General features: G+C 71.8%; 31 protein-coding genes. 19 read left to right on the top strand and 12 right to left on the bottom strand.

The features are described 5' to 3' along the window. Positions 1–229: 229 nt before the first annotated feature. The 6 genes from ACFVYI_RS17010 to tgmC all read left to right on the top strand — a co-directional run bounded on the left by ACFVYI_RS17010 (position 230) and on the right by tgmC (position 4,246). Positions 230–421: a hypothetical protein gene (locus ACFVYI_RS17010; RefSeq protein WP_387886003.1), complete on the top strand. Its 192-nt coding sequence runs from the start codon at positions 230–232 to the stop codon at positions 419–421. Next, positions 405–917, top strand: coding sequence for a DUF6879 family protein (locus ACFVYI_RS17005; protein WP_387886000.1), 513 nt, complete (start codon positions 405–407; stop codon positions 915–917). The genes ACFVYI_RS17010 and ACFVYI_RS17005 overlap by 17 nt, the downstream gene beginning before the upstream one ends. Continuing rightward, positions 914–1,765 (top strand): helix-turn-helix domain-containing protein, encoded by an 852-nt coding sequence (locus tag ACFVYI_RS17000; RefSeq protein WP_387885998.1) that lies wholly within the window; start codon positions 914–916, stop codon positions 1,763–1,765. The genes ACFVYI_RS17005 and ACFVYI_RS17000 overlap by 4 nt, the downstream gene beginning before the upstream one ends. A gap of 101 nt (positions 1,766–1,866) precedes the next feature. Then, complete coding sequence (tgmA, locus tag ACFVYI_RS16995; RefSeq protein WP_387885995.1) at positions 1,867–2,142, top strand: putative ATP-grasp-modified RiPP; 276 nt, start codon at positions 1,867–1,869, stop codon at positions 2,140–2,142. Then, positions 2,142–3,107 (top strand): ATP-grasp ribosomal peptide maturase, encoded by a 966-nt coding sequence (tgmB, locus tag ACFVYI_RS16990; protein WP_387885993.1) that lies wholly within the window; start codon positions 2,142–2,144, stop codon positions 3,105–3,107. The genes tgmA and tgmB overlap by 1 nt, the downstream gene beginning before the upstream one ends. Next, entirely contained in the window at positions 3,104–4,246 is a 1,143-nt protein-coding gene (gene tgmC / locus ACFVYI_RS16985) for an ATP-grasp peptide maturase system methyltransferase (RefSeq protein ID WP_387885991.1), read from the top strand. The genes tgmB and tgmC overlap by 4 nt, the downstream gene beginning before the upstream one ends. 53 nt (positions 4,247–4,299) lie before the next feature. On the opposite strand, the gene ACFVYI_RS16980 is transcribed toward tgmC, so the two are convergent. The 3 genes from ACFVYI_RS16980 to ACFVYI_RS16970 are packed head-to-tail and all read right to left on the bottom strand — an operon-like array spanning position 4,300 to position 5,595. Then, positions 4,300–4,503, bottom strand: coding sequence for a DUF397 domain-containing protein (locus tag ACFVYI_RS16980; protein ID WP_387885989.1), 204 nt, complete (start codon positions 4,501–4,503; stop codon positions 4,300–4,302). A 38-nt stretch (positions 4,504–4,541) separates the two neighbouring features. Next, entirely contained in the window at positions 4,542–4,736 is a 195-nt protein-coding gene (locus ACFVYI_RS16975) for a DUF397 domain-containing protein (protein WP_387885987.1), read from the bottom strand. Between the two features lie 10 nt (positions 4,737–4,746). Beyond that, positions 4,747–5,595 (bottom strand): helix-turn-helix domain-containing protein, encoded by an 849-nt coding sequence (locus tag ACFVYI_RS16970; RefSeq protein ID WP_387885985.1) that lies wholly within the window; start codon positions 5,593–5,595, stop codon positions 4,747–4,749. Positions 5,596–5,904: 309 nt separating this feature from the next. On the opposite strand from ACFVYI_RS16970, the gene ACFVYI_RS16965 reads away from it, so the two are divergent. From ACFVYI_RS16965 to ACFVYI_RS16940, 6 genes are all read left to right on the top strand, one after another. Beyond that, the gene (locus tag ACFVYI_RS16965; RefSeq protein WP_387885983.1) at positions 5,905–6,285 is read left to right on the top strand and encodes an ATP-binding protein; all 381 of its coding nucleotides are present in this window, start codon (positions 5,905–5,907) and stop codon (positions 6,283–6,285) included. After that, on the top strand, positions 6,282–6,539 hold the full coding sequence (locus ACFVYI_RS16960) for a hypothetical protein (protein ID WP_387885980.1): 258 nt from the start codon (positions 6,282–6,284) through the stop codon (positions 6,537–6,539). Before ACFVYI_RS16965 ends, ACFVYI_RS16960 begins: the two co-directional genes overlap by 4 nt. Beyond that, positions 6,527–6,766, top strand: a complete 240-nt coding sequence (locus ACFVYI_RS16955) for a hypothetical protein (RefSeq protein WP_387883085.1) — start codon at positions 6,527–6,529, stop codon at positions 6,764–6,766. The genes ACFVYI_RS16960 and ACFVYI_RS16955 overlap by 13 nt, the downstream gene beginning before the upstream one ends. Next, positions 6,763–7,047, top strand: coding sequence for a hypothetical protein (locus ACFVYI_RS16950; RefSeq protein ID WP_387885978.1), 285 nt, complete (start codon positions 6,763–6,765; stop codon positions 7,045–7,047). Before ACFVYI_RS16955 ends, ACFVYI_RS16950 begins: the two co-directional genes overlap by 4 nt. 178 nt (positions 7,048–7,225) lie before the next feature. Beyond that, a complete protein-coding gene (locus ACFVYI_RS16945; protein WP_387885976.1) occupies positions 7,226–7,981 on the top strand; it encodes a hypothetical protein in 756 nt (251 codons plus the stop codon). 63 nt (positions 7,982–8,044) lie between these two features. After that, complete coding sequence (locus tag ACFVYI_RS16940; protein ID WP_387885973.1) at positions 8,045–8,839, top strand: DUF2785 domain-containing protein; 795 nt, start codon at positions 8,045–8,047, stop codon at positions 8,837–8,839. Here the strand turns inward: ACFVYI_RS16940 and ACFVYI_RS16935 are convergent. Beyond that, the gene (locus tag ACFVYI_RS16935) at positions 8,829–9,746 is read right to left on the bottom strand and encodes a helix-turn-helix domain-containing protein (protein WP_387885971.1); all 918 of its coding nucleotides are present in this window, start codon (positions 9,744–9,746) and stop codon (positions 8,829–8,831) included. The two genes, ACFVYI_RS16940 and ACFVYI_RS16935, sit on opposite strands and share 11 nt — an antisense overlap. Before the next feature lie 141 nt (positions 9,747–9,887). Here ACFVYI_RS16935 and ACFVYI_RS16930 point away from each other — a divergent pair, with 141 nt between their 5' ends. Next, entirely contained in the window at positions 9,888–11,294 is a 1,407-nt protein-coding gene (locus ACFVYI_RS16930; protein WP_387885968.1) for an MFS transporter, read from the top strand. A gap of 88 nt (positions 11,295–11,382) precedes the next feature. Here ACFVYI_RS16930 and ACFVYI_RS16925 read toward each other — a convergent pair whose 3' ends face one another. Both ACFVYI_RS16925 and hisC read right to left on the bottom strand, forming a co-directional pair. Next, on the bottom strand, positions 11,383–11,937 hold the full coding sequence (locus ACFVYI_RS16925) for a hypothetical protein (RefSeq protein ID WP_387885965.1): 555 nt from the start codon (positions 11,935–11,937) through the stop codon (positions 11,383–11,385). 262 nt (positions 11,938–12,199) lie between these two features. After that, a complete protein-coding gene (gene hisC / locus ACFVYI_RS16920) occupies positions 12,200–13,282 on the bottom strand; it encodes a histidinol-phosphate transaminase (RefSeq protein ID WP_387885962.1) in 1,083 nt (360 codons plus the stop codon). Positions 13,283–13,640: 358 nt separating this feature from the next. Here hisC and ACFVYI_RS16915 point away from each other — a divergent pair, with 358 nt between their 5' ends. The 3 genes from ACFVYI_RS16915 (at position 13,641) to ACFVYI_RS16905 (ending at position 17,372) form a co-directional block, all read left to right on the top strand. Beyond that, complete coding sequence (locus tag ACFVYI_RS16915) at positions 13,641–14,798, top strand: LacI family DNA-binding transcriptional regulator (RefSeq protein WP_078879728.1); 1,158 nt, start codon at positions 13,641–13,643, stop codon at positions 14,796–14,798. Between the two features lie 269 nt (positions 14,799–15,067). Further along, entirely contained in the window at positions 15,068–16,249 is a 1,182-nt protein-coding gene (locus ACFVYI_RS16910) for a metallophosphoesterase (protein ID WP_387885959.1), read from the top strand. 214 nt (positions 16,250–16,463) lie between these two features. Next, positions 16,464–17,372 carry a hypothetical protein gene (locus ACFVYI_RS16905; protein ID WP_387885958.1) on the top strand — a complete coding sequence of 303 codons (909 nt, stop codon included), beginning with the start codon at positions 16,464–16,466 and terminating at the stop codon, positions 17,370–17,372. 62 nt (positions 17,373–17,434) lie between these two features. On the opposite strand, the gene ACFVYI_RS16900 is transcribed toward ACFVYI_RS16905, so the two are convergent. Together ACFVYI_RS16900 and ACFVYI_RS16895 are read right to left on the bottom strand one after the other, a co-directional pair. After that, entirely contained in the window at positions 17,435–17,731 is a 297-nt protein-coding gene (locus ACFVYI_RS16900; protein WP_387885956.1) for a putative quinol monooxygenase, read from the bottom strand. A gap of 76 nt (positions 17,732–17,807) precedes the next feature. Then, positions 17,808–18,719, bottom strand: a complete 912-nt coding sequence (locus ACFVYI_RS16895) for a LysR family transcriptional regulator (protein ID WP_387885954.1) — start codon at positions 18,717–18,719, stop codon at positions 17,808–17,810. 124 nt (positions 18,720–18,843) lie between these two features. Between ACFVYI_RS16895 and ACFVYI_RS16890 the strand changes: the two genes are divergently transcribed. Then, positions 18,844–19,248: a VOC family protein gene (locus tag ACFVYI_RS16890; RefSeq protein WP_387886018.1), complete on the top strand. Its 405-nt coding sequence runs from the start codon at positions 18,844–18,846 to the stop codon at positions 19,246–19,248. Between the two features lie 204 nt (positions 19,249–19,452). On the opposite strand, the gene ACFVYI_RS16885 is transcribed toward ACFVYI_RS16890, so the two are convergent. The 3 genes from ACFVYI_RS16885 to ACFVYI_RS16875 form a co-directional block, all read right to left on the bottom strand. Further along, positions 19,453–20,928: a PKD domain-containing protein gene (locus ACFVYI_RS16885; protein WP_387885951.1), complete on the bottom strand. Its 1,476-nt coding sequence runs from the start codon at positions 20,926–20,928 to the stop codon at positions 19,453–19,455. Positions 20,929–21,037: 109 nt separating this feature from the next. After that, the gene (locus ACFVYI_RS16880) at positions 21,038–23,419 is read right to left on the bottom strand and encodes a PKD domain-containing protein (protein WP_387885949.1); all 2,382 of its coding nucleotides are present in this window, start codon (positions 23,417–23,419) and stop codon (positions 21,038–21,040) included. A gap of 121 nt (positions 23,420–23,540) precedes the next feature. After that, entirely contained in the window at positions 23,541–23,963 is a 423-nt protein-coding gene (locus ACFVYI_RS16875) for a DUF5994 family protein (RefSeq protein WP_387885947.1), read from the bottom strand. Between the two features lie 309 nt (positions 23,964–24,272). Between ACFVYI_RS16875 and ACFVYI_RS16870 the strand changes: the two genes are divergently transcribed. Beyond that, on the top strand, positions 24,273–24,695 hold the full coding sequence (locus tag ACFVYI_RS16870; protein WP_387885944.1) for a CBS domain-containing protein: 423 nt from the start codon (positions 24,273–24,275) through the stop codon (positions 24,693–24,695). Positions 24,696–24,767: 72 nt separating this feature from the next. On the opposite strand, the gene ACFVYI_RS16865 is transcribed toward ACFVYI_RS16870, so the two are convergent. After that, positions 24,768–25,199 (bottom strand): hypothetical protein, encoded by a 432-nt coding sequence (locus ACFVYI_RS16865; protein WP_387885942.1) that lies wholly within the window; start codon positions 25,197–25,199, stop codon positions 24,768–24,770. A gap of 525 nt (positions 25,200–25,724) precedes the next feature. On the opposite strand from ACFVYI_RS16865, the gene ACFVYI_RS16860 reads away from it, so the two are divergent. Next, the coding region (locus ACFVYI_RS16860) for an ice-binding family protein (RefSeq protein ID WP_387885940.1) at positions 25,725–26,954 on the top strand (1,230 nt) is incomplete at its 3' end.

Genomic DNA, 26,954 nt, shown 5'->3' with positions numbered 1-26,954 from the left:
GGGTTTGTATCGCCGGGCGCCCGGGCGGGGTTTTATATCCCCATTATTCCAGGATAAAAAACCCCGCCGCCCCCCCCCACAAACGGCCCGGCGCCCCGCCGGGTCATGCCGGTGGGTCGATGGCGTCGGCGATGCGGGTCTATGCGGGAACGTGCATGATGCTTGCTCCGCCGAAAACTCCTCCCTAGGGTCCTGACCACAAGTCCGCGGCGTGTGTGGAGGGAGAGCCATGGAGCTCACGAGGATCGCCGGCGGTGACCCGGACTGCCGGGAGGACGACTGCCCGACCGTCTACACGACCGACCGGGGGAGCATCGCCGTGCAGGGCTTCACGGTGGATCGGCCGACCCCGGACGGCGAGGCCGTGGTGGAGATCCCGGAGGCTGTTCTGCGGGAGGCGTTCCATGCTCTTGGCTGGTGATGCCTGGCGCGCGTTCTTCGACTCGTTCGAGCAGGAGGCGTTCCGGCTGGAAGTCCGGAGTCACTACGCCATGCCGGGCGAGGAAGAGGAGTACCAGGAGTTCCTGGCCACCGGTGAACTGCACATCGACGCCGATGACAGGTGGCTGACCCGGGTGCGGAACTACCGGGCCACGGGCCGCCGGATCGGCCGGGTGCATGTGCTCACTCGGCCATTGTCCGATTACCTGCGGTACGAGTTCGCCGCGTACGCCTACAACGTCGAGGCCGGGGAGGACGTCAGGATTCTTGATCTGACCGGGAAGGAGAACCCCGGTCTCCCTGATCAGGATTTCTGGATGTTCGACGGCTCGACAGTCGTCGACATGAGGTACAGGCCTGACGGCACGCAGATCGGCCGGGAGCTTCTGAAGAACCCGGACCTCGATCTGTACCGGCACTGGCGGGATCTGGCCGTCGAGCTTTCGGTTCCCTTCGCGGAGTACAGCGCAGATTGACCCATGATCCCGGTAGGGCCGGAGAGCAGCGCCGAGACCTTGCGGCAGCACTCAAGGATCTCCGGCGCGCCTCCGGCCTGTCCGGGGAACGCCTGGCCGTTCGGTGCGGCATGAGCCAGAGCAAGATCTCCCGGATCGAGAACGGGAAGGCCCTGCCGTCGGTCGTCGACGTGCGGCAGATACTCAACGGGCTGGGTGTCGATGAAGACTTGGCGCGGGAGCTGTTGGCACTGGCCAGCGTGGCGAACGCCGAGTACGAGGATGTCAGGGCGTCGGTGCGGCGCGGCCTGCACCTGCGGCAGCGCGAGCTCGCCGCCCTTGAGGCCGGCGCCGCTCACATCCGGTACTTCCTGCCGGCGATGCTGACCGGGCTCCTTCAGACGCCCGAGTACATGCGTACGGCGATGAGTCCCCCCGTCCACTCCGCCGACGGGGATGTCTCTCAGGCCATTGCGCTCAAGCTCGAACGGCAGGCTGTTCTGTACGACCAGGGCAAGCGTTTCGACTTTCTGATGACCGAGTCGGCTGTTCGCTGGCGGTTGTGCGAACCCTTGGTCATGGCGACGCAGCTTGACCGCCTCGTATCGCTGTCCCAGCTGCCGAACGTCACGATCGGCATCGTGCCGTTGTCGGCCCAGGTGGCGGATGCCCCGTTCCACACGTTCACGCTTTACGGCGCCAAGCTGGTGACCATCGAGCTCTTCACCGGAAGGCTTGTGCTCCGGGATCCCAGGGACATTGAGCACTATCGATCCCTCTTTGATTTCTTTCGTGTCAACGCGGTCGAGGGTGATGCGGCCAGATCCTTGCTCGCGCAATGGTCCGATGAGTTCCGGCGGTCCGTGTAGCCGAGTTATGCAATGACGTGCATTCCTCGTGCTATTGCGCGTGCGGTGACCTTATCTTGGTGGCCCGAGCAGCCCGGTCACAACGACAAGGAGGCAGGCAGATGAGGCAGACGCCCGTACCGCCATGGGGCACGACCAGGATGCAGCCGTTCGCGGAAGCCGTCGCGATCCCGGCGTTCACGCCGGTGATCGATCCGGAGACGCAGATCGCCGTGATCGTGGACGAGGCCGGCCGCACGGTCGAGTTGGGGGGCCACGGCACCAGTACCAGCGGGCTGACGCCCACCACGACGAGCCCCGGTGACGGGTCGGGGCCGGGTGGGGCGACCGACGCCGACTCCACGGAGTCCTTCGACCAGGATCAGAGCTCCGGCTGATGGCCGACGACCGCCGGTCGGTGCTGGTGTTGACCAACTCCCGTGATGTGACGGCGGATGTGGTGCTGCGTGTCCTGGCCGAGCGTGGCGTCCCCACGGTCCGGCTCGATCCCGGCGTCGATCTCCATGCGGGTTCTTCGCTGACCGCCCTGCACAGCACGGGCGGTCAGCACGGCACCCTGCGGACGCCGAGCCGGGTGCTGGACCTCCTACGGGTGCGGTCGGTCTGGGTGCGCAGGGCCTCCCCGTACGAGGGGCCTTCCGAACTGGACGCGCAGGAACGGCGGTTCGCGGCCGCCCAGTCCCTGTGGGGAGCCGGAGGAATGCTCGCCTCACTCCCCGGGGCGCACTACGTCAACCATCCGTGGGCCAACCGGGCGGCCGAGTACAAGCCGGTGCAACTCGCGGCCGCGCGGCGCCACGGATTCAGGCTGCCGGACACCCTGATCACCAACGAGCTGCGTGCCGCACAGGAGTTCGCGAGCGGTCAGGACAACGGGGTGGTCTACAAGCCCCTGTGGAACACCGCGTACGAGGTGGACGGTGAACCGCACCAGGTGTGGGTACGGGAGGTGCGGGCCGGTGAGTTGACGGCCGGAGTGGAGGTCTGCCCGCACTTGTTCCAGGCCAAGGTGGACAAGGCGTTCGACGTGCGGCTGACGGTCGTCGGCGAGCGAATGTTCGCCATCCGGATCGACAGTCCGGACTTGGACTGGCGCCATCGGCAGGACCTCATGGAGGCGGCAACGGTCGCCGTACCCGAGGAGGTCGCGCGGGCTGTCATGGCCTACCTCGGTGAACTCCGGCTGGTCTACAGCGCGTTCGACTTCGCCGTGACGGCGGCCGGCGCGTGGTACTTCCTTGAGTGCAACCCCAACGGACAGTGGGCATGGCAGCCGCCGGAGACCACCGACGCGATCACCCGGGCCATCGCCGACCAGTTGCAGAGAGGTTCCGACACATGAGTCCGTCCGCAGAACTCCGTGCCGCCCTGGTCGGCAGGCTCGCGGCAGAGGGCACGCTGGCCGATCCGACGTGGTGCAGGGCGGCGGAAGCCGTCCCGCGTGAGATGTTCGTCGGTTCGTACTTCGAGCCGGTCCCGGACAGTGTCCCGACCGTCTACCGATCGGTGCGGCAGGGTGAACAGGGCTGGCTGGAGGGGGTCTACGCCGACCGGACGCTGATCACCCAGCTCGACGGCACGACCCGACCGCGCGATGTCGACGGGGAGACGGCCGCCGGCTCCCCGACCTCCTCGTCGACCCTGCCGTCGCTGGTGCTGCGGATGTGGCAGCAACTCGGCACCGCGGCGGGCCACCGCGTGCTGGAGATCGGCACCGGGACCGGGTACTCGACGGCCCTGGGCGCCCACCGGCTCGGGGACGCCAACCTGACGAGCGTCGAGTACGACCCGGTGGTCGCCGAGGCCGCCGCGATCGCGCTCAAGGAGGCCGGCTACGCGCCTCAGCTGATCAACGGGGACGGCCTGCGGGGAGACCCCGACGGTGGCGAGTACGACCGACTGATCACGACCTGTTCGGTCCGCTACGTTCCGACGCCCTGGCTGCACCAGGTGAAGCCGGGCGGCCGGATCCTGGTCACGCTCTCCGGCTGGAGCTACGCGTCCGGTCTCGCGCTGCTGACGGTCACCGGCCCGGGGCGCGCGACCGGCCACTTCCTGCCCGGGTACACCAGCTTCATGATCGCCCGACCGCGCGACCGCCCGCCCCGACCGGGCCTCACCCTGCTGCCCGGGGACGAGCGGGCGAGCCGGATCGACCCCGCGATCATCGGCACATGGACGGGGAGCTGGGTCGCCCAGCTGGCTGCGCCGTCGGCGGAGCGGATGGGGGCGGGCGGGCAGCAGATCCTCGTGGACGTGGCTACGGGTTCGCATGCCCGGACGACGCCAGAGCCGGGTGGCGGCTGGACGGTGACCCAGCGCGGCCCGCTGCGGCTCTGGGACCAGGTCGAGCAGGCCGTCGAGGCGTGGCAGAAGGCCGGCGAGCCGCACCAAGAAGGTTTCGGGATCACCGTTTCGGGCGCAGGGCAGCGGGTGTGGATCGGAAGCGAGGACGGCCCGGGCTGGAACCTGCCGATCTGAACGAGATGAACGAACGATGGCGGCCCTCGCTCAGCTGAGCGAGGGCCGCCGGGTCATGCGGTGGGGCCGGTGAGGTGGTCGAACTCGCCGGCCTTGACGCCCTGGAGGAACGCCGCGAACTTGGTCGGGGTGGTGCGGATGATGACGCCGCTGTCGTCGGACTCGCGAAGTTCGACCAACCCGTCGACGGTGCGTACCTCGACGCAGTCGCCACCGGATCCACTGAAGGAAGACTTCTGCCACTCGGTGTTGAACATCGAGGCTCCCAAGGTAGTGAAGTGTCATATGTGTCAGATCACGCAGTGAAGTGGTCGAACTCGCCCGCCTTGACGCCCTGGAGGAACGCGGCGAACTTGGTCGGGGTGGTGCGGACGATGACGTCGCCGGAGTCGGACTCGCGAAGTTCGACCAGGTCGCCGACAGTACGCACCTCGACGCAGTCGCCACCGGATCCACTGAAGGAAGACTTCTGCCACTCGGTGTTGGTCATGTGCAACCTCTCACAGCTCTCGTGCGATCTTGTGAATCAAGTCGCGGGACTTGGCCTCGCTCAGGGCTGATGCTTCGGTCCGCTCGAAGATCGAGCGATAGCTCGTCAGCTCGCTTACAGCATCAAGGAAGATGGGCCCTCGCGAAGATTCCAGTTCGATGGTGTCCAGCTCTGACACAGAGCCGAATGCATAGGTGAGGTTCTCGACCGCACCTGGGAACGTTTCGACATCGAATGGCACGACGCGGATGCTCGTCCATGTCTGCTCGGAGTCCTCAAGGAGCGACCCGAGCTGCTCTTTGAGGACTTGAGTGCCGCCCCACCTCGTCCAGAGGGCCGACTCGTACACGAAGGCGGTCAGCGGCTTCTGGTCCCTGCGGAGATCCGTCTTCCGGTGCATCCTGAAGGCCGTACGCGCCTCCAGCTCGTGGCGCGGCAGTTGGGGAACCAGCCGCCCGAAGACCGCTGCAGCGTAGCCGATTGTCTGACACGGACCCGGGATGTGCGTAAGCACCCACATCATGAGTTCGCGAGAGCTCTTCTCAAGCTCGGCATTCTCAAGGAAGCCATCGGGGATGGTCCCTCGGTACTCCTCCCACCAGCCCTTTGATCGGTCCTGAACCAGCGCCTCCAGGGCCTCAAGCAAGCTCAGGTTCATGCACTTACATGCGGCAGCGAAGGATTGCAGCCGCTCGGGACTCAGGCCGATTCTGCCCGACTCCATCTGGCTGACCTGGGTTCTGTCGATCCCCAGGGCCCGGCTCAGGTTCGGCGTCGAAAGCCCTGCGGCCTCGCGCATCTTGCGCAGCTCGGCGCCAATGCGACGTTGACGAAGGGTGGGGTTGGGTCGTGGCGGCATTGCTTCCTTCCTTGCCCAAAGTGTCCCAAGTCTGCCGCGCTGCTCTCGCGCGGGTCCACCTGACGATGGCTAGCACTCGTGGGTGAAATCTATCCAGATCTAGGATCCCACGGGATACCAATGTTGTATCGTCACTCTCACATCGATCCGATGGATCGTCAGTAACGCCTGTTTCCAGGGCAGTAGGCGCCTGCTGCCCTGGCACCGAAGAGCGGCCATGCGCGACCTCAACCAGTCCCGTTCTGGCTTGGCTCACGGCGACGTATCCGCCGGTGAAACCCCACTGCATCCTCTTTCCGGAGGTCCCTCATGTGTGCCTTCACGCTGCCCGAACCGCCCGACTGGTCCGCCGCCCGCGAGGAGCTGCGGGACGCCCTCGCCCTCGCCGCCTGGCCGGACGACCTCATCCACGACGCCGAACTCGCCCTGTGCGAGCTGTACATCAACGCCTGGCGCCACGGCGCCACCCCCGCCCCCACCGTCGTGGTCGTCCTCCACGCCGGCCGCACCCTGCGCGTCTCCGTCGCCGACGACAGCCCCGTCCTGCCCGAGCCGCGTCAGAGCGCCGACCCCTACGAGCTCTCCGGCCGGGGCCTGCACCTCGTCCGCTCCCTCACCCACCGCTTCGGCACCGACCCCCGCAAGCGCGGCGGCAAGACCGTCTGGTTCGAGCTGGACGCCGCCGCGTGACCATCAACCGCACCCCGATCGCGCCCGACGACCCCCGCATGCGCGACTACACCCACACCCAGATCACCACCCTCCTCGGCGAACTCCACACCCGAGGCGCCAGGTTCGGCATCCAGTGGGGCTCCGCCACCACCCACCACAGCACCGTCGACGGCCGCATCCTCGTCGACTTCGGCAACGCCCCCCTCGCCACCCTCCTCAACCTCCTCAACCTGCTGCGCGACACCGATAGGAACGAGCCGTGGGAGTCCTGATCCCCCTCATCACCGAAGCGATCCACACCGAGCGCACCACCGTCGCCTACCTCGCCGTCGAACACACCCCCGACGCCACCGTCCAGCTCCGCCTCGCCGTCGACCTCGACATCCACACCGGCCCCGGCGAACAGCTCGCCCTCCCCCTCACCCGCGACCAGGCCCACGAACTCCTCCACGCCCTCGCCGCCCACCTCGGCCACCGCGTCCTCGGAATCCGCCGATGAGAACCGGCACCGCCGACTTCCTCATCGGCGCCGCCCTCCTCACCCTCCTCGCGCTCGCCCTCACCACCGTCGCCCTCGGCGTCATCACCGCCCTCAAGATCAACGACGACCAGCAGCCCCCACCCCCACCCATCACCCGCCACGGCCGCTGGGAACTGCGCCAACTCCCCGACGGCACCCACGAATACGCCTGGATCGCCCGCCAGGCCGGCCACTACGGCCCCGAAACCCGACAGCCCCACCGAAACACCACCCCCGGCCGACACCGCATACCCGGCTGAACCCGCACGCGGCACCCGGGCCCTCGCCGCCCCGGCGAGGGCCCGCCGCCGCGACCGCCGAGGCGGCCCGCACTGTCCGACGCCCTCCGATCGGCAATCTGAGTACGCGTACTCATGCGCCTGCGGCGCGCCTCGCGGAGCGTGGAAGTCCGAGCGGACGAGCCGGAGGGGGGTCCTGGTGGACTCGCGGAATCGGGTGGGCACGTGGCTCGCGAAGGGGTTCGGACTGCTCTTCGCGTTCGCCTTCATCGGTCTGGGCGGGCTGCAGAAGCGCCGGCCGTCGGAGAAGAAGCTGAGGGCCCTGGCCACGTCGGAGCAGGCGCGGTCGCGCCGGGCCGAGGAGGAGGAGAAGATCCACTCCCTGATCGCCCGGCTGGCCGAGGTCGAGGGGCTCGAACACGTCCTCACCCGGTTCAGCGACCACTGCTACCGGCCGAACACGGGGCCCTTCGAGGGCCGGCCGATGAACACACTGATCTGCAGCATGGAGGCCGTCGCGTACTTCGGTGTCCGGGGTGACCTGGCCGACGTGCTGCCCAGGATCCGTGCGGCCGGCATCGCGACCTGGGGGCCGCAGCGCGAGGGTGAGCCGGATCATCCTCACGCGACCGGAACCGTTCGCTACGCGCTGGCGTACCACCGCTCCCAGGGCCGCGACCCCGACGGGAGGCTGATGCCCGGGCCGGACCTCAGGGCCAAGGGGCTAGAGATCACCTGGGACCGGCCGGATGCACCGCTGGTGAATCTGGTCGAGGAACCTCGACCGTGCCCTCCGCCCCGGTCCGGCGACATCTACGCACGCTGCTCGGTGGTTCCGCAGATGCCGACGACCGTCGCGGCGGCACGCGCCCGGTACGGCACCGTGCTGGCGTTCTCGCTCGGCACCTGGGGATCCTCGGCGCATCCCTACTTCACCGTGCCGCGTCGAAGCTGACCGCCCGGCCGCCGCGCGGAAATTCCAGGTGCGACAAGCCGGTTCGGCCCTATCCTGCCTGCCGTGACCGACTGGAGCAGGATCGAAGCCGACGACTGTGCCGTACCCACCGACCGCCCCCTGGAGGAGCTGGTCCGAGAACTCTCGGCGGCCCTCGCGGATCCCGACCCGGACGTCCGGGACGGCGCGCCCTACGCCGTCCTCGCGGCCTGGATCGAGCGCGGGGTGATCGACGAGCCCCGGCGGCTGGCGCTGGGGGACGAGATGGCCGCCCGCTTCCTCGACCCGGAGATCCAGGCCCGCACCTTCGCCCCCCTCGTGCTCGACATGCTCGTCGAGAAGGGGGACTTCAACGCCGGCTGGGTGGACGCGTTCGAGCAGTGGTACCCGGCGGAGCAGGACCTTCGCGGCCATGACGAGAAGCTCGGCTGGCTGCACGCCGTCGCGCACGGCGCGGACCTGCTGGACCGGTTCGGCCGCCACCCCGAGGTGGATCCGGCCCGGATGCTGCACCTCGCCGCCGCACGGCTGACGGCGCCCACCGACCACGTGTTCGACCAGCTGGAGGACGACCGGCTGGCGCGGGCGATCGCCCGGGTGCTGACCCGGGCCGACCTGAACGAAGCCGACGCGACCGGCTGGCTGGACCCGATCGTCGACCGCTTCGGAGCCGACCGCATCAGCACCCCGGTGCCCGCCCACCTCAGCAACTGCCTGCGCACGCTGCGCCTGCTCTACGTCCTCGCGGACCGGGGTGTGCGAGCACCGAACAGCGAGGCGGCGCCGCAGGCCCTCCCGCACGGACCGGTGGTCAAGGACCGCGTCGCCGCCGTCCTGGACCGGATCGTCAAGCGGTAGGCGCCGAGCTCGGGAGGCCCAGGTCCGCGGCCGGCGCCATCGCGGCGCTGGCCGCCAGCAGTCGCAGCCCGGCCTCCGCGGACGAGCCGGGCGCCGCACTGAAGAGCAGCATCCGGTGGCCGGACGCCTCCGGCAGCGGCAGCGCCTCGAAGTCCAGCGTCAGTCCGCCGACCACCGGGTGCCGGAGCTCCTTGCTGCCGAACAGGCAGTCGTGCACCGGGTGGCGCGACCAGAGCGCCGCGAACTCCACACTCTTCATCGACAGCTCGCCTATCAGCTCGGCCAGTTGCTTGTCCTCCTGGTGTCGCCCGGCGGCCAGCCGCAGGAAGGCCACCTGGGCCCGCGCCTCGGTCTCCCAGTGCGGGTAGAGCTCCCGGGTGCGCGGGTCGAGGAAGAGCAGCCGGCTCAGGTTCGGGCGGTCCGCCGGCCGGTCGGGCGCGGCCAGGTCGAGGTGTCCGGCCAGCAGGGCGTGGCCGAGCGGGTTCCAGGCCAGGACTTCGTTGCGCCGCCCCACCGCCACCGCAGGGACGTCCGCCATCGCCCCGATCAACTGGCGGACGGCCGGACGGGTCCGTTCGAAGCCCTCGGCCGCCCGCCCCCTCGCCGAGCGGCCCGAGCGGCCCGACCGGTCCGGGCGGGCCAGGTTGCGCAGGTGGGCGTGCTCGTCGCCGTCCAGCCGCAGGGCCCGCGCGATGGCGTCCAGCACCTCGTCGGAGACGTTGCGGCTCTGCCCCTGCTCCAGCCGCGTGTAGTAGGTGATGCTGACGCCCGCCAGCTGCGCCAGTTCCTCGCGGCGCAGGCCGGGCACCCGGCGCCGGGTGCCGTACGCCGTCAGGCCGACGTCCTGGGGCTGCAGCCGGGCGCGACGGGTGCGCAGGAACTCGCTCAGCTCTGCTGGATTCTCCATACCGACCAGTGAACACCGCCGGGCGGCCCGGAGCCTGTCCCTGTCAGTGCCACCCTCGGCGGGGGTCTGGGTACCACCGGCGCGGCCGCACAGGCTGTTGCCGTACCCGCAGACCCCGCCGAGTCGAGAGGCAGCGCAGCGATGACCGCCACCCTGTCCGAAGCACCACCAGTCCCCCAGACCACCACCGGCATGACCGGCCGGCAGCGGCTCGTCCTGGTCGTCCTGCTGGCCGCCCAGTTCATGCTGGCCGTGGACTTCTCGATCCTGAACGTCGCCCTGCCGGTGATCGGCCAGGGCCTCGGCTTCGGGCTCGGCAGCCTGCAGTGGATCGCCACCGCCTTCGCCCTGTCCGCGGCCGGCTTCACCCTGCTGTTCGGAAGGGTCGCCGACCTCTTCGGGCGGCGCCGGGTGTTCCTGCTCGGACTGGCCGTGCTCGCCGTCTCCTCACTGGTCGGCGGGCTGGCCACCTCCCCGGAGCTGCTGCTGGCCGCCCGGGTCGCCCAGGGCCTGGCCACCGCCGCGGTGACCCCGGCCGGGCTGGCGCTGCTCACCACGGCCTTCCCCGAGGGCCCGCTGCGCGACCGGGCACTGGGCCTGAACGGCGCGCTGATGTCGGCCGGCTTCACCTCGGGTGCGGTGCTCGGCGGACTGCTCACCGACCTGCTGAGCTGGCGCTGGGCCTTCTTCGTCAACGTGCCGGTCGCCCTGGCCGTGCTGCTGGTCGCGCCCCGGCTGATCGCCGAGAGCCGACCGGCCGGAAAGGTGCGGATGGACCTGCCGGGAGCGGTCACCGTCACCGGTGGCCTGCTCTCCCTGGTCTACGGCCTGACGGCGGCCGGTGAGCACGGCTGGGGCGACCCGCTCGCGCTCGGGGCGCTGGGGCTGGGCGCGGCGCTGCTGGTGGCGTTCTGGTTCGTGGAGCGCCGCGCCGCCTCGCCGCTGGTGCCGGTGCGGGTGCTGCGGCGGCGCACGGTGGTCTGGGGGAACACGGCCGGGCTGCTGGCCTTCGCCACCGAGACCTCGCTGGTCTTCCTGCTGACCCTCTACCTCCAGCGGGTGCTGGGCTTCTCCGCCCTGGCCACCGGTCTCGCCTTCGGGGTGCTCGGCGCGGGCACCGTCCTCGGCGGGGTGGTCGCACCGCGGCTGATCGGCCGGCTCGGCAGCCGGGGCGCACTGCTCGCCGGCTTCCTGGTGCAGGCCGCCGCGACCGCCTCCCTGGTCCTGCTCGGCGCGGACCGGGCCTGGCTGGGCCTGCTGCTGGCGGCGACCTTCGTCGGCGGGGTGGGCAACATGCTGGCGATCGTCGGCTTCATGGTGACGGCCACCTCGGGCCTGCCGGACGAGGAGCAGGGGCTGGCCACCGGTGTGGCGACCATGACCCAGCAGGTCGGCATCACCCTGGGCACCCCGGTGATGAGCGCGGTCGCCACCGCGGCCGCCGCGGGCAGCACCGTGCTCGCCGGGGTGGGCTGGGCGATCGCCGTCAACACCGCGCTGGTGCTGCTCGCCGCCCTGACCTCGGCGCTCTTCCTGCGGCGCGGGTGATCCCCGCCGCACCGCGACGGAGTGGGAAGTCGGACCGGCCGACTTCCCACTCCGTCCGCCGTTGCCCGGCCGCACGGGGCCGGAACGCCTACGGCGTCACGACCTGCTTCACGCGCCCCACCTCGACGATCTTGGTGATCCTGCCGGCCGGGTCCAGCACGATCTCGACGGTGTGCCGGTCGTAGCAGGGGTCGGTGTCGGCGGCCGACGTGTGGTTGATGCAGAAGTCGCTGTGCGCCGCGAACCGGGCGAGCGGCACGGCGTGCAGCATGTTGCTCAGGTCGCTCAGCTCGGCGGTCGCCCCGTCCGCGAAGGCGTAGGCCTTCTCCTCGCCCGCGTCGATCCACTGGCTCGTGGGGGTGCCGCAGGGGTAGCTGGTGTCCTTGGCGTAGACGGTCGTCGCGGTGGCCGCCTTGGACAGGTTCACCATCCGGTGGTTGGACGGGATGCCGGGCGGGAGGCAGCCGCCGCCGGTGGGCGTGGCGGTCGGGGTCGCCGTGCCGGTGGGCACGGGCGCGGCGGTGGTGCCCGAGGTGGGCGCGGCGCCGGTCGCGACCGGCTCGGGGTCGCCCGGGCCGCAGGCGGTCAGGGTGACGGCGGCCGCAGCGGCCGCCACGGCCAGCAGGATGTGGCGAGAAGACATGGTGGTTCCCCCGTTGTGCAGGGCGGTCGGACGACCCCCCGGGACTGACGCTCGCACACATTAGCGACTCGACAGCCCCTGCAGCCCCCGGAGCATCACCTGCAACCTGATCATGACGACATCCGGACCTGACGGCATCCGGACCTGACGACGCAGGGGCGCACCGCTCAGCGGTGCGCCCCTGCGGAAGCCGTCCGGGCGAGGTGCCCGGGTGAAGCCGTCCGGGCCGGTCAGCCCTCGATCAGCCGTGATCAGCCGACGATCAGCCGTCGATCGTCTTGCGGAAGGCCTCGGCCACCGTGAGGAAGATCGAGTTGCCCTCGACCTCGCCGATCGAGATCCGGACGCCCTCCGGGAAGGGGCGGACTATCACGCCGGCCGCGGCACAGGCGGCCGCGAACTCCTGGGAGCGCTCGCCGAGCGCCAGCCAGACGAAGTTGGCCTGCGAGTCCGGGATCTCCCAGCCCTGGGCGCGCAGCCCGGCCACCACCCGGGTGCGCTCCTCGACCAGCGCGTCGACCCGGACCATCAGGGCCTCCTCGGCCCGCAGCGAGGCGACGGCCGCGTTCTGGGCGACCTGGGTGACGCCGAACGGCACCGCCGTCTTGCGCAGCGCGTTCGCCACCGGCTCGTGCGCGATCGCGAAGCCGACCCGCAGGCCCGCCAGGCCGTACGCCTTGGAGAAGGTCCGCAGCACGCAGACGTTCGGGCGGTCGCGGTAGAGGTCGATGCCGTTGGGGACCTCGGCGTCGCGGATGAACTCGATGTACGCCTCGTCGACGACCACCAGGACGTCGGCCGGCACCGCGTCCAGGAAGCGCTCCAGCTCGGCGCGGTGGATCACGTTGCCGGTCGGGTTGTTGGGGTTGCAGACGAAGATCAGCCGGGTCTGCCCGGTGATCGCGGCCAGCATCGCGTCCAGGTCGTGGTCCCCGCCCGCGGTGAGCGGCACCGGGACCGGCGTCGCGCCGGCGACCTGGGTGATGATCGGGTAGGCCTCGAAGGAGCGCCAGGCGAAGATCACCTCGTCGCCCGGGCCGGCGGTGGCGAGGATCAGCGACTGGGCGACGCCGACCGAGCCGGTGCCGGTGGCGATGTGCTCGGCCGGGACGTCGAAGCGCCGGGCCAGCTCGGCGGTCAGCTCGGTGACCGCCATGTCCGGGTACCGGTTGAGCGAGCCGGCCGCCGCGACCGCCGCTTCGAGCACGCCGGGCAGCGGCTCGTACGGGTTCTCGTTGGAGGACAGCTTGTAGGCGTCGGCGCCGGCCGGCTTGCCGGGCTTGTAGGTGGGGATGCCGTCCAGGCTCGACCTCAGCCGAGGCCCCTGCGCTGCCGTTCCGCTCACGGTCCTTCTCCTTCTCTCTCCGTCGGGCCCACTGCGTCGGGCCCGCTGGTGCGTCCATTCCCGCGTCGGACGGGATCGCCGCCGACCCCGGGACCTCGCAACGCACCGGACCACCCCGGTCGGGTGCCCTGAACGATACCGACAGCGGCTCACCCGTAGGAGTGAGATGCCCGGTCGGGTTACTGGTGCAGATCAGCCATTCTGCAGGGTTCCTTTGGCACATGTCAGAGGTAAGACGGCTGGTTTCGTGCGGGTATCGAAGGGGCGCACACGGGCTCACTCTTGGAGAAACGTATCTCCAAGGACCCCCGATGCGCCGGTCACAGACCCTTGTCAGGAGCCATACGATCGGTCCGCCATGACAGCAGCAGCCAACCAGAGCGGTCGGCGACCCACCACCTCGCGGCGTCTGGAGCGGGCCGGCATCCGGGATGTGGCAGCAGCCGCAGGAGTGTCGATCACCACCGTCTCCGACGCGCTCAACGGTAAGGGCCGCCTGCCCGACGAGACCAGAAGCCGGGTGCGCGAGGTCGCCGAGCGCCTCGGCTACCGCCCCTCGGCCGCCGCCCGCACCCTGCGCACCGGACGCTCCGGCCTGATCGGACTGACCGTCACCACCTACGGCGAAGAACCTTTCACCTTCACCGAGTTCGCCTACTTCGCCGAGATGGCCCGCGCCGCCACCAGCGCCGCCCTCGGCCGCGGCTACGCCCTGGTGGTACTGCCCGCCTCCTCCCGGCACGACGTCTGGGGCAACATCGCCCTGGACGGCACCGTGGTGATCGACCCGCCCGACCAGGACCCCCTGGTCAGCGAGCTGTACCGGTCCGGCGTCCCGGTGGTCAGCGACGGCAAGCCGGGCAACTGCCCGGTCACCGCCTGGGTCGACAACGACCACGAGGCCGCCGTGCTCGGCATCCTCGACCACCTCTCCGAGGCCGGCGCCCGCCGGATCGGCCTGCTCACCGGCACCAGCACCGACACCTACACCCGGCTCTCCACCGAGGCCTACCTCGGCTGGTGCGCCAAGGTCGGCCAGGAGCCGGTGTACGAGACCTACCCGGCGCACGACCCGGCCGCCGGGGCCGTCGCCGCCGACCGGCTGCTGGCCCGCCCCGACCGGCCCGACGCCGTCTACGGCCTCTTCGACCCGAACGGCACCGACCTGCTCGCCGCCGCCCGCCGGTACGGCCTGCGGGTGCCGGACGACCTGCTGCTGGTCTGCTGCAGCGAGAGCGACGTGTACGCGACCACCGAGCCGCCGATCACCACGCTCTCGCTCAAGCCCCGGCGGATCGGGACGACGGTGGTCAACCTGCTCATCGACGCCATCGAGGGGGTGGACTCCGGGACGGGCGTCGACATCGCCCGGCTCTTCCCGCCCCGCTTCCGCACCGCCGGGACGGGACCGCCGCCCGGCACCCTGATGCCCACCGAGCTGATCGTCCGCGCGTCCTCCCAACGGCGGAGCCCGCGCACCACCGTCAGCCCGCCGCGCCCGCCGGGCGAGGTGTAGGGCCCGCCGGGCCGTCGTACCGGTGCGACGGCCCGGACCGGTGGCGGGCCCGACGGCGGCCCGGACCGACGGCGGCCCGCCTGCGGACCGCCGAGGGCCGTTCGCGGACCACCGAGGCCCGCCGAGGGCCCGAAGCGGGCTCTCCTTGCGGTCTAGACCATGCCTAGCCGGGACAAAACGGACCTGACGGACCGCCCGGCTGACGCTCCGGAGGATTGGATACCCACCAGGTGACGACGCCGGGAGAGTGGTCTTCCTATGATGGGCGAATGACACCCGAGGACCGCTTCCCCGGGCCTGAACACCCCGACTCAGGCCCCCGCCACCAGCCGGACCTCGACGTGCTGCCCTTCGGCACCTACTACGAACCGGAGCCCGCCGGGTACACCGAGGCGGCGTACGAGTCGGAGACGTACAGCGGCTACGGCGGCGCCCGGTACCTCGAACAGCACTGGCCGGCCGCCGGTCACCCGCAGGCCACCGGTCACCCGCAGGCCGCGCAGCCCGAGCACGGCGGGTACGAGCCGACCCTGACCGACCGGCCCTCGCCCGTGCACCAGAGCGACGACCCGCCGACCATCGAGCTCGGCCCGCCGCTCCCCGAGCTGCCCTACCACCCGTACCCGGCGCCCGCCCCCAACGAGCCGCCCGGCCCGCTCTACGTGGTCGGCGACGTGCACGGCTACCTCGACGAACTGCTCACCGAGCTCCGCCACCAGGGCCTGATCGACGCCGACGGCCACTGGGCAGCCGGCCGCTCCCGGATCTGGTTCCTCGGCGACTTCACCGACCGCGGCCCCGACGGCATCGGCGTCATCGACCTGGTCATGCAGCTCGCCGCCGAGGCCGCCGCCGCCGGCGGCTACTGCCGGGCCCTGATGGGCAATCACGAACTGCTCTTCCTCGGCGCCGCCCGGTACGCCGACGAGCCCGTCCAGTCCACCGCGGGGACGGCCTCCTTCCTGGCCGCCTGGCGGCTCAACGGCGGCCAGCAGCACGACCTGGACCGCCTGGAGGCGCACCACATCAGCTGGCTCTCCCGGCTGCCCGCGATGGCGCTGGAGGAGGGCCACCTGCTGCTGCACTCCGACACCACCGCGTACCTGGAGTACGGCGACTCCATCGCCGCGGTCAACGACGCCGTCCACGGCCTGCTCGCCGACGAGGGCGTGGACGAGTGGTGGGACTGCTTCCGCCGGTTCACCAAGCGCTTCGCCTTCCGCGGCGACGCCGGCCCGACCGCCGCCCACGAGCTGCTCGACACCTACGGCGGCATGCGGATCGTGCACGGCCACAGCCCCATCCCGTACCTCACCGGCGCGGTCCACGCCGACGACGGCGCCCCGCCGCACATCCCCGGCCCGTACGTCTACGCCGACGAGCTCGCCGTCGCCATGGACGGCGGCGTCACGATGGAGGGGCGTCTGCTGGTCGCGCGGCTGCCGATCTGAGCGTCCGCCCGCACCACCGACCCCAGGGCGAACACCCGTTCCCGGCGCCCGGGCCGTAGCGCACGCGCGGCCCGGGGCGCGAAATTCCGGAAACCTACTGTCTGCACGGCCGTGACCACCCCTACCATCGAGGGCACACCACACCCGGCCGCCCGTGCGGCGGCCCGTCTCCGTACCCGTCTCCGTGCACCGCGGCGGAGCGAACGGGGTTGGCATGAACGGGGTCCCCATGAACAACGCCCCGCACCTGCTCGCCGAGGACCGCCCTGACTACGAGCGCCTCCTCGACGAAGCACTGCGTGACGGCACCGTCCTCACCGCCCTGCGCACGCCCGGCGCCCTCACCGCCGACCAGCTGCGCATCAAGGCCCTGCGCGCCGCCGACGGTGTCGCGGCCGCGGCGGCCACCGAGTACACGCACTACGTCCGGCTCCGCGAGAGCCTGCGCGACACGCCACCGCCCACCCACGGCGGCGAACCCACCGCACCCGGACTGCTCACCCAGCTGCGCTCCACCAACGGCGGCGCCGGCCTCTTCCCGGTGCTCACCGTGCTCACCCCGATCCTGGCCTGGGCCGCCGCGCTGGTCCTGCTGCTGATCGGCTACACCCTGCGGGCCGCCGACCCCGAGCTGGGGCTGGCCCGTTCACTGCTGACGGCCGGCTGGCTGGCACTGGCGGCCGGCGTGGTCGCGATGGTCGTGGGCATCATCGGGTTGATCCTCACCGCCCTGCGGGACGGCTCCAGCGCACCGACCCCGCCCGGCGCCGACCCGGACCTCGCGGCCGGGATCGCCGACGCCCGGCGCGAATGGCAGCGCGCGTTGCGCGAGCAGGCGCTCCTGCCCTACCTGCACACCACCCTGCGCGCCGATCACACGACCGCGCCACCGGGCGTACCGGAGCCGGCCGGCGAGCCCGCCCGCCCGGACGCCGCCCACCCCGACTTCAGCAGCCCGGACTTCAGCAGCCCCGGCTACAGCGGGCCGGGTTTCACCAGCCCCGGCGCCGAGGGGCTCACCGACCCGCAGGGGCGGGAGCCACGCACCGCCTCCTTCAGCACCCCGGACTTCACCGGCCCCGGCTACACCGGGCCGGGCTTCACCAGCCCCGACGACGTCTGACCCGGGCGTCCGGCCCGAGGGCGTCCGACCCCGGGCCACGGCGCCGGTGGGCCGCCCATGGCTCACTCGGCGCCGGTCAGCACCCGCAGCTCCGGCGGCCCGTCCAGCAGTTCCGCCGTGCGCTCCAGCGACCGGGCCAGGTGCGCACTGGCCAGGTGCGACTCGAACGCCTCCCGGGACTCCCACTCCTCCAGCACCACCCAGGCCCGGGGGTCGTCCGGGTCCACGTAGTTCCGGTACGAAAGGCAGCCCGGCTCGGCCAGGCTCGGCGCGACCATCGACCGGGCCTGCGCCCGCATCTCCTCCTCGCGCCCCGCCTTCGCCCGCAGCACCGCGATCGCCGTGATCCGTCCGGACATCATCACTCCCCTTCGTCCCCGGTGGGAACGCCACCGACCCCGAAGATCTTCCCCCGACGGGCTCCGTGACCGCCCGTCAGCCCACCGCTCCCGTGCCCGCAACGCCCTCCGCGGCGGCCTCCGTCGCGGCGCGGACGAACTCCCGGACCCGCTCGGTGGTGTTGCTCTCCGCCCAGACCAGCCCGCGTTCGATCGGCGGCGCGTCGTGGATCGGCACGTAGGCGACGTCCGGGCGGGGGTAGTACTGCCGGGAGTGCTCCCCCACCGGAAGGACGCCCCGGCCCATCGCGACCAGCGAGAGCATCTCGGAGAAGGTGTTGCCGACCGGCCCCTTGGGCACCGGCCGACCGGCCGGGGTGTGCTCCGGGGTCCGGTCGCGCTTGAACTCCACCGAGGTGACCGCCGGGTACTGCACCACCGGGTGCTCGGCGAGGACTTCGAGCGAGACCGACCCGGCCCCGGCCAGCGGGTGCCCGGCGGCCACCGCCAGGACCCGCCGCTCCGAGATCAGGGCCGGTCCGCGGGCCATCCCGTCGAACGGGAAGGCGGCGATGAGGAGGTCGACGGACCCGTCCAGCAGACTCGCCCGGGAGTTGAACAGCTGCACCTCACGGACGTCGACCCGGCAGCCGGGGTGGCGCCCGGCGAACACCTTCACGGCCTTGAGCAGCACCGTCGCCGTCCACTCGCCGAGGAAGGCGACCCGGAGCTCCCCGGTCACGCCGCGCCCGGCGTCGACGGCCCGGCGCACGGACTCCTCGATCCCGGCGACCAGCGGCGTCAGGTCCTCGACCAGCCGCTGGCCGATCGCGGTGAGCCGGACGGTCCGGCTGGTGCGTTCGAACAGCCGGGCGCCGATGCGGCGTTCCAGCTTCCCGATCACCTGGCTGATCCGCCCGGTGGTGACGCCCAGGCGCTCGGCGGTGCGACCGAAGTGGAGCTCCTGCGCGAGCGCCAGGAAGGCCTCGATCTCGTGGCGCTCCCACATCACCGACCCCCGTCGTTGAGACTGACTAAACGATCCTAGATCAAACGTGCGTTGATGCCCCCACCCGGACCGGCGGACCATGGAACACGTCACCCCGACCACCGCCCACCTCCGGGAGCCCGCCATGAGCGCCGTCCGCGTCAAGGCCTTCGACCACCTCGTCCTCAACGTCCGGGACGTCGAGCGCTCGCTGGACTTCTACGTGGGTCTGCTCGGCCTGGCGCCGGTCCGCGTCGACGAGTGGCGGGCCGGCCGGGTCTCGTTCCCCTCGGTGCGGGTCACCCCGGAGACCATCATCGACCTGGTCGGCCGTGACCGCGGCGAGTCCAACGTCGACCACATCTGCCTGACCGTCGACCCGCTGGACTGGCAGGAGGTCATCGACTCCGGCGTGTTCACCGTCCTCGAAGGCCCGGTGCCCCGGTACGGCGCGCGCGGCAGCGCCACCTCCGTCTACGTGCAGGACCCGGACGGCAACACCGTAGAGCTGCGCTGGTACCCGGAGGACGCCGACCAGCACGACGAGTGACGCCCGGCCCGGAGGGGCGGCACGCGCTTCACGCGGGCGCGGCCCCGAAAGCCGGAGCGCCCGGCCGGGGCTCCCCGAACAGGTCGAGGGCACGCCGGTACAGGGGTCCGGCGTGCCCTCGACCGAAGTCCGGGCGGGCCCGCGCACGGCGGGCCCGCCCGGGGAGGCCGGAGCCTCCCGGAGCGGCGCTCACCGCTCAGGCGGTCACCGCGGACGGAAGGTGAGGTCCACGTCGCCCACGTACGCCCGGCTCAGCGCGAACTCCTCGCTGTCCGGCCGGTAGACGCCGAAGGTGCTCCGGCCCGCCCCGGCCCAGTCACCGGCCACCGGCAGATCGCCGGCCGCGCCGTAGGTGGCGGTGGAGACGGTGCCGTCGTCGTGGCGCAGCGCGAAGACGTTGGCGAGCTTCGGGTCGTCGGACGGCCGGAAGATCCCCGGCTGGGTGTGCCCGGCGCCGTCCCAGTCGCCCACCACGGGGAGGTCACCGGGACTGCCGAAGACGGCACTGGAGTAGCTGCCGTCATCGTGCCGGACCACGAACGTGCCCGTGCTCGGACGGTAGACCGCCAGCTGCGCGTGCCCGTTGCCGTCCCAGAGCCCGGGCACCGGGATGTCCCCCGGGTCACCCATCGGCACGGCCGTCACACTGCCGTCCGCGTGGCGCAGCGCGAAGGTGCTCGAAGCCGGTCGGAAGATGCCCAGCTGCTCGTACCGCACGCCGTCCCAGTCGCCCGTGATCGGTGTGTCGCCGGGGTCGCCGAAGGTCGCGGCGATCTGCGGCGTCGCACTCATCGGGGGTGCGTAGTTGACCGTGTACAGCGTCCACTTGCCCTGGTAGACCTTCCCGACGTGCGCGGAGCTCCCGCTCGTCCACCGCCCGGCCACGGGGACGCTGCCTTGCGCGGCGGGAACGCTGATGTCCCGCCGGGCCGTCGACGTGCGGCCCGCACCGTCCGTCGCGGTCAGAGTGAGAGTGTAGGTTCCGCGCTTCGCGTAGTAGTGACCGGCCGGCGCGAAGAACGGGCCAGGCCGGTAGTCCACCAGCGGCGTGCCGTCGCCGAAGTCGATGGAGTACGTGGTCGTCGCCCGGTCAGGGTCGATGGTCCTGCCCTCCCACGCCTCGACGTACAAGCCGAACCTGTTGCGCACCATCACATCGGCCGTGAGAAGCCCGGGCCGCACCGCCGCAGTCGTCGTCGCCGTCCAGCCGGCGCCGTCGGTCGCGGTCAGGGTGACCGTGTAGACGCCCGGCGTGGTGTAGGTGTGCTGGAGCAGACTGGACCCGTTCCCGTAGAACGACTGCGGCCCGCTGCCGTCGCCGAAGTCCACCGTTCCCCGCGATACGTCGTAGGGCAGTGGCACGCGGAACTGGACGTAGACCAGCATCGGCCCCGAGGGATCGATGAACGGGTTGAGCCACAGGGGCTCCTGCGGGTCCGCAGCGGCGGGTGCGGCCGGGGTCGCGCTCAGCGCCGCAGGGGCGGTCGGGGCGGTCGGGGCGGGGCTCGGGGCCTCGGAGGTGGTGCCGGTGACGCTCCCGGCGGCGGGCGGGGCGGCGCTCGGCGTGACGGTGTCGGCCGGAGCGGCCGGGGCCAGGTCCTCGGCGGCTGCGACGACCGGTACCGCACCGACCATCGACAGGGCCAGCAGAACAGCGGCCGGAAGGTGTGCTCTGCGCACGGGTGATCCCCCAGTGAGACTCGGATGCCGAACGGCGAGAAGGCGTACGACGAGAAGGCGAACGGCGCGGCACCGGGGCCCGGCGGTGACCCGGGTGCCGCGTCCGCCCCTACAGGGTCGGGTAGACGAAGTCGACGTCGGACTGCCCGGCGTACGCGCGGCTGAGCAGGAAGCGGGCCTCGGACGGCCGGTAGACGCCGTACGTGGTGCGGCCCGTGGCGCTCCAGTCGCCGACGATCGGCAGGTCACCGGCCGCGCCGTGGGTGGCGGTGGAGACGGAGCCGTCGTCGTGGCGCAGCGCGAAGACGTTGGCGCCGCCGCCGCTCGCCGCCGGGCGGAAGATGCCCGGCTGGGTGTGGCCGACGCCGTCCCAGTCGCCCACCACGGGGAGGTCGCCGACGTCACCGAAGACGACGCTGCTGAAGCTGCCGTCGTCGTGCCGGACCACGAACGCCCCCGTGCTCGGGCGGTAGACCGCCAGCTGCGCGTGCCCGTTGCCGTCCCACTGTCCGGGCACCGGGATGTCCCCCGGGTCGCCCATCGGCACGGCCGTCACGCTGCCGTCCTCGTGCCGCAGGCCGAAGGTGCTCGAACCGGGCCGGTAGATGCCGGCCTGGTCGTGGCCGACGCCGTCCCAGTCGCCCGCGAGCGGGGTGTCACCGGACTGGCCGAGGTACACCTTGCTGCCCTGGGCGGACGCCGAGTTGGCGGACAGCCGGGTCAGCGCACCGGCGCGGAAGAACGCCACCGTGGCGGGCTGACCGCTCGTCCAGCGGCCGGCGATCGGGACACTCACCGAGACCGGGTGCGTGATCGACGCCGAGCGGCCGTGGTCGTCCGTCACCGTCTGGGTGACGGTGTACGACCCGGGCTTGGCGTAGGAGTGGCGTGCGGTGGCGGCGTTCCCCACCACCGGCGCGGTGCCGTCCCCGAAGTCGAAGCGGTGGGTGGCCACCGGCCACGGGCTGATCGTCGCGGAGGCGTCGGCCAGCACCTCCAGGCCACCCGTGTTGTAGGGCGACAGCGTGAAGGAGGGCCGGACCGGACCGGGGGCGACGACCGTGACCTTGGTCGAGGTGCTCCTGGTGAGGCCCAGGCCGTCGGTCGCCGTCAGGGTGGCGGTGTAGGTGCCCGGGGCGTAGTCGTGCCGGGCCGGAAAGGCGACCGGGCTGACCGGCGCGGTGCCGTCGCCGAAGTCCAGCGTGCCGGTCGCGGGGGACCACGGGGAGTCGACGGCTCCGTCGAGGACGACGGTCAGCGGCTGCCCCGCCGGCGGGGTCGGCGACGCGCTCAGCGACACGGCCAGCGCGTCCTGCGCCTCGACCGCGCCGCGGTCGTAGTAGCCCACGCCCGTCCCGGTGTTGGCGACCGCCGGGTTGTCGGCCCGCGACCGGCCGCGCACGTCGGTGGCGAGTTCGCCGGGCGCACCGGCGTCGGCCGAGTCGACGGCGGGGGAGTTCGGCTTCTTCAGGTCGTCGCGGGTGGCCGCGAGGTCGTGCGCGCCCTGGCCGGCGCCCTGCTGGAACTGCGCGACCGTGCCGTACGCCTGGCCGGCCCAGCTGTACGGCGTCCGCGTCGTCGTGGTGACGAGGTTGTAGTCCGCCCTGGTCCCGGCGGTCGAGCCCGCGGAGACGGAGAGGTCCTCGTGTCCGGCGGAGGTGCAGCGGCCGAAGGTGGGGTAGCCGTTCTCGTCGCTGTCCAGCACGTTGTTCTCGATCGTGGCACCGGTGGAGGCACCGGCCAGCACGACCAGGGGCCCGCAGGTGCCCCGGACGGTGTTGCTGGTGACCACCGCGTGCTGCGCGTCGGTGATCAGCACCCCGGCACCGGCGTTATCGGTGAGGAAGTTGGTCGTCAGCACCGCGTGGTCCACCCCGGCCCCGACCTCGACGGCCGCCCCGCGCGAGGCACTGATGTCGCTGCGACTCAGGGTGACGTCGCTGCTCGCGCCGGTGATCCGCACGCTCGGGTAGACGGTGGTGGCGGTGCTCGACCAGCCGGAGCTGGCGATCACCAGGTCGTCGAGGGTGACCCGGCTGGAGTCGGTCACCAGGACGGCTTCCTTCCCCGACCATCCGAAGAGGTGCTGGACCGTCACGTCGTGGACCCCGGCGAGGGAGACGGCGTGGTCGGGGAGCGTCCCTGCGAACCCGAGCTGCGTCCCGCGGCCCTGCGGGTCCTCGGTGTAGGGGGTGCCGACGAAGGTGATCGGCGCCGTCGGGGTCCCGGAGCGGGTGAGGTGGAACTCCTCGTTGTAGTTGCCGCCCGAGATGTGCACGGTCTGCCCGGGCTGCACGACGCCGGTCGCGGCGGCGATCGTGCAGAAGGGCGTGCCCTGAGCGCCGGCACCCGGGCCGGTGTCCGAGCAGAGGGCGGAATTCTTGTCGACGTACAGGTCGGTGGCGGCGGCGTGGGCTGTGGTGACCGAGGTGATCGCCCCGGTGATCGACAGGACGAGGACGACAGCAGCCGGAATGCGTGCGTTGCGCACGACGGTTCCCCCCAGGATTCACACGGAAATGCCGGATCGGCGGAGCAAACATTCGTGTGATCAACACACCACTGTCAAGTTCGTTTTGGGGTCCTCCGGCAGCGGCCACCGCCCCGCGGCGTCAGCCCCGGAGCGCCCCGCCGGACCCGCCCGCCGCCGTGAGCAGCTCGCCCGCCGGCGTGTGGTTCCCCACCGCGGCCGCACCCCGCATCGCGGCGGCCGCCGTGCGCGGGTCCGTGCCGGGCGGCACCACGAGGAGGAGGAACTGGTCCTGGAAGCCCCGGGTGAGGCTGATCGTCCCGCCGCCGGCGGCGGGCCAGCCGATCCGCACCACCAAGCCGTCCACGGTGACCGAGTCGGGGATGTCGCCCCAGCCGGCGCTGTCGAGACCCACCCGGACGATCCGGCCCAGATGGATGCCGAGCGCGGTGAGCAGGTCCGGCAGCTCGGCCCGGATGTCACGGGTCCGCGGCCACCAGGCACCGTCGAACACGCCGTCGCGGGCGAACGTCGGCTCCAGCACCAGGCGGGGGAGCAGGGGCACGCCCGGCACCGACCACGGCCCGGGAGAGGAGGAGATGGGAAGGGGGATCGGCATCATCAGGAGCCGCCCGTCCGGCCCTCGCGGAGGACCGCTCATGACCTCGGGCGACACCGGTGCGACTACCGGTGTACGACGTGTCCTCGGCTGCCTCCCAAGGCTACTCCGGGCCCCGCCGGCCCGGGCCCGACCGGAGTAGCCTTGGCCACATCCAGGGCATCCCGCATCCCGGTCCCCGTTCCGGCTTCGTTCTGGGTGCAGCACAGCGCCGGACGGCCGCAGGCCGGCCCGGAGGCGGGTTGGGTCGACATCATGACCACCCACTACACACAGCCGGCGAGCCACGGCCTCACGGTGGCGGACGCGATGGAGCCCTTCGAGTACCAGATCGCCGACGACATCACCGTGGACCGGGCCAACGAGATCTTCCGCGGCGCCCACGTCGCCTACCTGCTCGTCCGCGACCACAACGGCCGCTGCGAGGGCCTGGTGACCCGGACCGGCCTGGACCCGTTCCTGACCCGCGCCTGGTACGCCGAACGGACCGCGCTGCGCGACACCGCGCACCAGCAGGGCCCGTTCGCCTGGCCCGGCATGGCCCTCGGCCTCGCGGCGCTCGCCATGCAGATCAAGTCCCTCGCGATCTGGCCGGTGATCGACGACGACGGCTACCTCCTCGGCATCCTCACCGCCGACCGCGTCGCCGGCCTGACGGGCCCCCAGCCCCTCGGCTGACCGGCCGGACCGAGCCCGCGGCGCCGCGGTCGCCCCGGGCCCGGTCCTGCTGGCCTCCTGGGCCGCGGCGGCTCAGAGCCCGAGGATTTCGCGAATGAGGCCGAGCTTGCGCTCCGGGGAGAGGTCCTGGGGGCGGTCGGCGAGCAGGCCGTTCAGGACGGTGGGGATGTCGAAACCGTCGGGGGCCTGGATGGCGTCGATGACCTGGCACCGCAGACCGCCGTCCCGGAGGAACACCCACACCTCGTGCTCCTTGCGCGGTTCACCGTTCTCCCTCGGCGACAGCCGCCAGGCCGGGAACCAGCCGAGCCCCTCCGCCGCGAGGCTCTCGGCCGCTTCGTCCAGCACGTACTTGCCGAGTCTGCGGTATCCGAGTTCCTCGCGCAGCTCTCCGAGCGTGACTCGGAGCAGGCCGCCGGCGAGACGGCAGCGTTCGGCCACGGTGCCGGCGTCGCCCTCGGTCGGCGCGAGCAGCCCGCCCTGCCGATTCGTTGGGTCGTTCATATGCGGGCCAACGACTCCATCCCCCGAGCGATACGTCATTTCACCACCCTGGACGCGGCCAAGAGGAAAAACGGTACTGCTAAGGCGTGGAAGGCACCCCGGGGAGGATTACGACGGCGTTCGGGTGCACCGGCCCCACCGGGAACGACGTCGGACTCCGTGAGCGTAGCCGGATCCGGAGGAGCCGACCGGAGCTGAAACCGGGGGCTCTGTACGCGACGTTGAGTACGTAGACAAACGACGCGCCGAGGCAGGGGGAAAGATACTCCGACGGCGCCAGTGCGTCACCCTTTTGCATCCTTATTATTCTTTCCTTCTTATGTTGTTGTTGCACGGTGTACTGAGTTGGTGACGGTGCATCACCATCCCTGGCGGACTGCCGCTCTGCGGCCCTCCCGGGGTGACGCCCGTGGCGCCCCGGCGCACGTACGAGGGCTTGTGGGCCGACCAGAACTCACCACCGGCGCTCCGAAACACCTCTTTCCGGGTGACGGAGCTCAACGACGACAAGAAGGGTCCCGTCCCATGGCAGTCGATGCCATTCCGCCCGCCCCGCCCGACAGCGGGCGCAGACGCTCCCGCCTCGCGGAGGCGCTCGCCCTACTCTCCGGACTCACGTTGCTGGCGACTGCCGGTCTGGTCGCGAGCCCCGCGCACGCCGCCACGGCGCCGGTGTCGCTGGGTACCGACACCAGCTACGCGGTCCTGGGCGCCACGACCGTCACCAACACCGGTCCCAGCGTGATCAACGGGGACCTGGGCCTCAGCCCGGGCACCAGCGTGACGGGCTTTCCGCCCGGCATCGTGAACGGCGTCCAGCACGTCAACGACGCCCAGGCCGCACAGGCCCAGTCCGACCTGGTCATCGCCTACAACGACGCCGCGGGCCGGGCCCCCACGGCCAGCCTGACCTCGCCGGGCGACATCGGCGGACTGACGCTGACGCCCGGCGTCTACAAGGCCACGTCCTCGCTCAACCTCACCGGGACCGTCACACTCGACGCCCTGGGCGATCCCAGCGCCGTCTTCATCTTCCAGATCGCCTCCACCCTGATCACGGCCCCGTCGAGCGTCGTCAGCCTGGTCAACGGGGCGCAGCCCTGCAATGTGTTCTGGCAGGTGGGCAGCTCCGCCACGATCGACGTGAGCTCCTTCTTCAAGGGCAACATCCTCGCCCTGGCGTCCATCACCGTGAACCACGCCTCGGTGATCGAAGGCCGTGCCCTGGCGCGTACCGGGGCCGTCACGCTGGACGACAACACCATCACGAGGGCGGCCTGCACCGTCGGCCCGCCCGGACCGAGCGGGCCGCCCGGACCGAGCGGGCCTGCGGGTCCGAGCGGGCCCGCCGGTCCGGCCGGCTCGCCCGGTGCGCCCGGCCCCAACGGCGCACCCGGTCCGGCCGGCTCTCCGGGTGCACCTGGTGTGCCCGGTCCCAACGGCGCTTCCGGCGTACCCGGCGCCCCGGGTGCTCCGGGTGCCCCCGGCCCCGACGGCGCTCCCGGCGCGCCCGGCGCACCCGGTTCCCCCGGCCCCAACGGCGCTCCCGGCGTACCCGGCGCGCCCGGCTCCCCGGGTGCCCCCGGCCCCAACGGCGCACCCGGTGCGCCTGGAGCTCCCGGTGCCCCCGGTGCACCTGGTGCCCCGGGTGCCCCCGGCTCCGACGGCGCTCCCGGCGCGCCCGGCGCACCCGGTTCCCCCGGCCCCAACGGCGCTCCCGGCGTACCCGGCGCGCCCGGCTCCCCGGGTGCCCCC

It is taken from the genome of Kitasatospora sp. NPDC058218 (genome assembly GCF_042882445.1).
Taxonomy (GTDB): domain Bacteria; phylum Actinomycetota; class Actinomycetes; order Streptomycetales; family Streptomycetaceae; genus Kitasatospora.
This window is presented reverse-complemented; position numbering and strand designations above follow the sequence as displayed.